This is a genomic window from Bacillus sp. P4_D3, assembly GCF_056401855.1.
On record NZ_JBFUIN010000185.1, the window covers coordinates 1 to 6,001 of the forward strand.

The 6,001-nt window shown below is 34.7% G+C and carries 6 protein-coding genes; all 6 read left to right on the top strand.

Translation table 11 applies throughout. From position 1 onward, the window contains the following. Positions 1-41: 41 nt before the first annotated feature. A complete protein-coding gene (gene asnB / locus AC1DTM_RS16475; RefSeq protein ID WP_477000503.1) occupies positions 42-1,943 on the top strand; it encodes an asparagine synthase (glutamine-hydrolyzing) in 1,902 nt (633 codons plus the stop codon). A 91-nt stretch (positions 1,944-2,034) separates the two neighbouring features. After that, complete coding sequence (locus tag AC1DTM_RS16480; protein WP_016104738.1) at positions 2,035-2,394, top strand: GNAT family N-acetyltransferase; 360 nt, start codon at positions 2,035-2,037, stop codon at positions 2,392-2,394. A 45-nt stretch (positions 2,395-2,439) separates the two neighbouring features. After that, complete coding sequence (locus tag AC1DTM_RS16485) at positions 2,440-2,775, top strand: hypothetical protein (RefSeq protein WP_002158003.1); 336 nt, start codon at positions 2,440-2,442, stop codon at positions 2,773-2,775. A gap of 105 nt (positions 2,776-2,880) precedes the next feature. Beyond that, positions 2,881-3,882 carry an N-acetylmuramoyl-L-alanine amidase gene (locus AC1DTM_RS16490; RefSeq protein ID WP_002158002.1) on the top strand — a complete coding sequence of 334 codons (1,002 nt, stop codon included), beginning with the start codon at positions 2,881-2,883 and terminating at the stop codon, positions 3,880-3,882. A gap of 290 nt (positions 3,883-4,172) precedes the next feature. After that, positions 4,173-5,135 (top strand): ABC transporter substrate-binding protein, encoded by a 963-nt coding sequence (locus AC1DTM_RS16495; protein ID WP_033714708.1) that lies wholly within the window; start codon positions 4,173-4,175, stop codon positions 5,133-5,135. A 131-nt stretch (positions 5,136-5,266) separates the two neighbouring features. Beyond that, the coding region (locus AC1DTM_RS16500) for a D-amino-acid transaminase (protein WP_477000504.1) at positions 5,267-6,001 on the top strand (735 nt) is incomplete at its 3' end.

Below are 6,001 nucleotides of genomic sequence, written 5' to 3' on the forward strand. Positions count from 1 at the left end.
CTGTATAGAAACAGAATGAAAACCGAAAGAGGGTAAGAAGTATGTGTGGTTTTGTAGGATGTTTATGTGAAAACCCTAGAGGGTTTTCAGAAACAGAAAAACATCAATTTGAAAATATGAACACGATGATTTTCCACCGCGGTCCAGATGACGAAGGATATTTTCGTGATGAACATGTACAATTTGGCTTCCGCCGTTTAAGTATCATTGACTTAGAGGCAGGACATCAGCCGCTAACTTATGAAAATGATCGATATGTAATTATTTTTAATGGTGAAATTTACAATTATGTAGAACTACGTGAAATGTTACTTGAAAAAGGTGCAACTTTTGCTACACAATCTGATACAGAAGTTATTATTGCATTGTATGCACATATGAAAGAAAAATGTGTAGACTACCTTCGTGGTATGTTCGCATTTATGATTTGGGATCGTGAAGAAAAGAAACTTTTCGGTGCACGTGACCACTTCGGTATTAAGCCTTTATACATCGCACAACAAGGTGATACTACATTCTTCGCATMTGAGAAGAAAAGTATTATGCATGTAATGGAAGACAAAGGGGTAAACCCAAAGTCACTACAACACTACTTTACGTACCAATATGGTCCAGAGCCAGAAACATTAACAATTGATGTTAACAAAATTGAGCCTGGTCATTACTTCGTAAAAGAAATCGGTAAAGAGATGGAAATCCATCGCTACTGGAATCCTTATTTCAACGCTTCAAGCGCAACGAAAGAGGAGCATATCCAAGCAATTCGTGATGTATTATACGATTCTGTAAAAGTACATATGCGTAGTGATGTACCAGTAGGTTCTTTCTTATCTGGTGGTATCGATTCATCTATTATTGCTTCTATCGCAAGAGAAATGAATCCAAATCTATTAACATTCTCTATTGGTTTCGAACAACGCGGTTTCAGTGAAGTTGATGTTGCGAAAGAAACTGCTGRGAAATTAGGAGTTAAAAACCATAACGTATTCATTACAGCGCAAGAATTTATGGATGAGTTCCCAAAAATTATTTGGCATATGGATGATCCTTTAGCGGATCCAGCAGCTGTACCATTGTATTTCGTTGCGAAAGAAGCGCGTAAACATGTAACGGTTGTTCTTTCTGGTGAAGGTGCAGACGAGCTATTTGGTGGATATAACATTTATCGTGAGCCAAACTCTTTAAAAATGTTCTCTTACATTCCTAGCCCAGGAAAGAGTGTTCTAAAGGCATTAAGTGGTGCTCTTAAAGAAGGGTTTAAAGGAAAAAGCTTCTTAGAGCGTGGATGTACGCCAATCGAAGAGCGTTACTATGGAAATGCGAAAATCTTCCGTGAAGAAGAGAAAGCTGAATTAATGAAGTATTACGATGAAAGTGTTAACTATATGGATATCACGAAACCATTGTATAACGAAATTAAAGATTATGATGATGTAAGTAAAATGCAGTACATTGATATGTTCACATGGTTACGCGGCGATATTTTATTAAAAGCTGATAAAATGACGATGGCAAATTCATTAGAACTTCGTGTACCGTTCTTAGATAAAGAAGTATTTGACGTTGCATCTAAAATTCCGACAGAATTTAAAATTGCAAACGGAACAACGAAAGCTATATTACGTGAAGCTGCCCGTGGAATTGTTCCGGATCACGTGTTAGATCGTAAAAAGCTTGGATTCCCAGTACCAATTCGTCACTGGTTAAAAGATGAAATGCACGATTGGGCTGTAAATATTATTAAAGAAAGCAAAACTGAGCATTTAATCGAAAAACAGTATGTATTAAACTTACTGGAAGCACATTGTGCAGATAAAGGCGATTATAGCCGTAAAATTTGGACTGTACTTGCGTTTATGGTATGGCATCAAATTTATGTTGAGCATAAATACGAKACGAATAAGTTCCACGAAGAAACAAAGCGTGCGTATAGCTTAGTTTAATAAAAAACCTTAAGGTCGCATTCGATCTTAAGGTTTTTTTCATAAATTGCATTTATTATTGATACAATAATAGTAAAAGGATGGACAACATATGATTACGTTTGAGAAAGTAAATATAGAAAATGAAAGCGCTGTAAAAGAAATGTTTCACTCACACAGCTTAGATGGGAAAAAGGTTCAGTATTGTGTAAAAGTTGATGATACATATATTGGTGTAATAGATTATAACGTTCAAGAAGAGAGTGCTATTTTGTCACAGTTAATTATTCATTTTGATTATCAAGGTTATGGATACGGGACAAATACGTATTTTACATTTGAAGAAATGATGAAACAGAGAAATGTGAAAGAAATAAAAGTATTGCATGAGGTATTTACGGAACAAGCTAAATCTTTCATAGAGGGATCTGGTTTTATTGAGGAAAATGGAATATATGTAAAGAAAATATAGTGAATATTGATTGCTTGATGAAATGAATATGGGGTAGGTGAACGTATGACAATGACTGCTGGTCTTGCATTAGTTGGAAGTTGCTTTATTGTAGCAGAATTATGCCAGATTTTCATTCGAAAAAGAATGTATAAGAAGAGAAGACCATATGAATTACAATATATACCTGTGTTTGTAATTTTGTTTTGCATGTTATTTGTATTACAAAACGCATCTCATTTCCCGCCTCTTTTGAACATCTTTTTGAAGTTTGGTTTGCTATATAGCGGCGTGGGAATATTTCTTTTATTTCTTTTATTTTGCGTACGCTACATCCACTATCAATCATACATATTCATTTTAAATTGGTTAAAAAAAAGTGATAGAACCCCCCTTACATAAGGGGGTTTTTTATTTGTACTTGTAACGGAACTTGTACAATTAGCATAAAATAGGACGAGTAGAAATGAAAGCTTATTACAATAAAGAAAGGAACGAAAAAGATATATGAAACTTGTTATAGACGCAGGGCATGGTGGATATGATTCGGGTGCTGTTGGTAATGGGTTAGTGGAAAAAGAGTTAACGCTTCAAATTGCTAGACGTGTACGAGATATTTTATCTGCAAATTATCCAATCAATATTAAAATGACACGTGATAGTGATGTGTTTATCTCTTTATCAGAACGTGCTAATATTGCTAATTCATTTGGTGCAGATTATTTTATCTCATTTCACATTAATAGTGGCGGTGGCACTGGATTTGAAAGTTATATTTACAACGCGCTATCTAATAGTAGTTCCGCATATGAAAAGCAACAAAAAATGCATGCAGCAGTCAATCCTGTATTAACAAAATACGGCCTTCGTGATCGAGGAGCAAAAAAAGCAAATTATGCGGTACTAAGAGAGACTGCAATGGATGCAATTTTAACTGAGACTGCTTTTATTGATACAACGTTTGATGCTAATTTATTGAAAAACCCACAATTTATTGAAGATTTAAGTCAAGCATATGCAAACGGAATAGCAGCTATTTTTGGAGTAGCTCCAAATCCGAATCCTCCAAATCCACAACCTCCAAATCCTCAGCCAACACCACAAACGAAGGGGATTGCTTATATCCTTGGGAAAAATGTGAATTTAAGAAGTGGTCCATCAACGTCTTCTTCGGTTATTCGTCAACTAAACTCCCCAGAATCGTATGTCGTATATCAGGAAAGTAACGGATGGTTAGACTTAGGAAATGGACAATGGGTGTATAATGACCCTTCGTACATTAATTTTGTAAAGACGAGCAATAGTGATGGAAGCGCAATTGGTGTCGCATATATTCAAGGAACGAATGTGAATTTAAGAAGTGGTCCATCAACATCTTCTTCAGTTATTCGTCAATTAAATAAACCAGAATCTTATTTAGTATTTATTAATCAAAACGGTTGGTTGAACCTTGGTGGAAATCAGTGGGCGTATAATGATCCGTCATATATTAAATATAATCAATATTGAAAAGTATAATTGAACATGTCTCTATCTTATTGCTGAGATGGAGACATGTTTTTGTATTACTTATGTTATTTGTTGACTGGAATAATAATTACTTTCTTATGGTCATTGATTTTTCAAATGTTTCGAATGAAAAAATGAGGGTTAAAGACGGATATATATGTATTTCGAATGGGGAAGAGTGTCTAAATTATATATATTTAAAAAGTTTTCTGATATATGTATTGACAATATGTAAGATATACATTACTCTTTTAAATGTTATTGATAATCACTTTCAACTAGGAGGACATATGACACGAACTAAAAATATGCTTATACTTTGTATTATGTTACTAATGGTCATAATCGCAGGGTGTGGTAAAGAAGAGAAGAAAGAAAACGATACATCGGTAAAGGCAAAAGATTCATATAGTATCAAGCATGCAATGGGCGAAACGACAGTAAATGGGACACCGAAAAAAGTTGTTGTTTTAACAAATGAAGGTGCGGAGGCTCTTCTAGCTGTCGGAGTAACACCAGTTGGAACTACAAAACCACGTGCTGGTGATGAATGGTATCCTCATTTAGCGAAAGAGTTAAAAGATACGAAAGTTGTAGGTACTGAGCGTGATATTAATTTAGAGGCAGTTATGAAGCTTAAGCCAGATTTAATTATCGGGAATAAAATGCGTCATGAAAAAATATATGAGCAATTGAACGAAATAGCGCCAACTGTATATGCTGAAACGTTGCGCGGGGATTGGAAAGAAAACTTTACGCTCTATACAAAAGCTGTAAATAAAGAAAAAGAAGGGCAAAAAGCTCTTGATGATTATAAAAAACGCATTGAAGGAATACAAGAGAAGTTAGGAGATAAATTGAATTCTAAAGTTTCTATTATTCGCTTCGTACCAGGTGACGTTCGTATTTATCAGAAAAACTCATTCTCAGGTGCTGTTTTAAATGATATTGGATTTAAGCGACCACCACTACAAGATAAAGATGAGTTTGCGATAAAAGGAATTACAAAAGAGCAAATTCCGAATATGGATGGGGACTACATATTCTACTTCACATCTGATAAAGATGCAGATAAGAATAACGAAGGAACCACGTTAGCAAAAGAATGGACAGAAGACCCACTCTTTAAGCAGCTGCAGGCTTCTAAAGACAATAAAGTATTCCAAGTGGATGAAGTAATTTGGAATACAGCAGGCGGTATTAAAGCTGCAAACTTAATGCTAGATGATATTGAAAAATATTTTTTGAAATAAATGAATGGTTGAGTGCATCACTTTAAATAGGTGATGTACTTTTTTGTTTAGTTAAATACAGAAAATTCCTTCTTTTAAGCGTGGATAAGTTGTACAATAAAACCAATCATGGAATAAAGGAGTGGGAAGGAATGAAAGCTACTCATAAAGATTGGATTTTGTTTAACGGAAGAATTGTAAATACGAAAGAAGAACAGCCGATGGTTGCGTTAGAAGAGCGAGGACTCCAATTTGGTGATGGCATATATGAAGTATTTAGGCTATACGATGGGAAGCCTCATTTATTAGACTTACATTTGGAACGCTTTTTTAAATCTATGAGGGAAATAAATATTGTTCCGCCGTTTACAAAGGAAGAGTTAGTTGAAGAACTTCATCAAATGATTGAAAGAAATCAATTTCAAGAGGATGAGAATGTGTATCTTCAAATATCACGTGGAGCTCAAGCTCGAAATCATGTGTATGAAAAAGATTTACAGCCAACATATTTTGCGAATATTGTTTCGTTTCCAAGACCTACCGCTACTATGGAACAAGGAATAAAGGTTACTGTAGAAGAGGATATACGCTGGAAGTTCTGTCATATAAAATCTTTAAACCTTCTACCTAATATCATGATTAAAAATAAAATAAACGAGCAAGGGTATCAAGAAGCGATATTAGTACGAGATGGAGTTGTAACAGAAGGGTGTCATTCGAATTTCTTTATGGTGAAAAATAATAAATTAATTACACATCCGGCCGATAATTTCATTCTACACGGCATTACTCGTCACTACGTTATTACATTAGCAAAAGCTTTACATATTGAAGTAGAAGAGCGTGAATTCTCATTGCAAGAAGTATACGAGGCTGATGAATGTTTC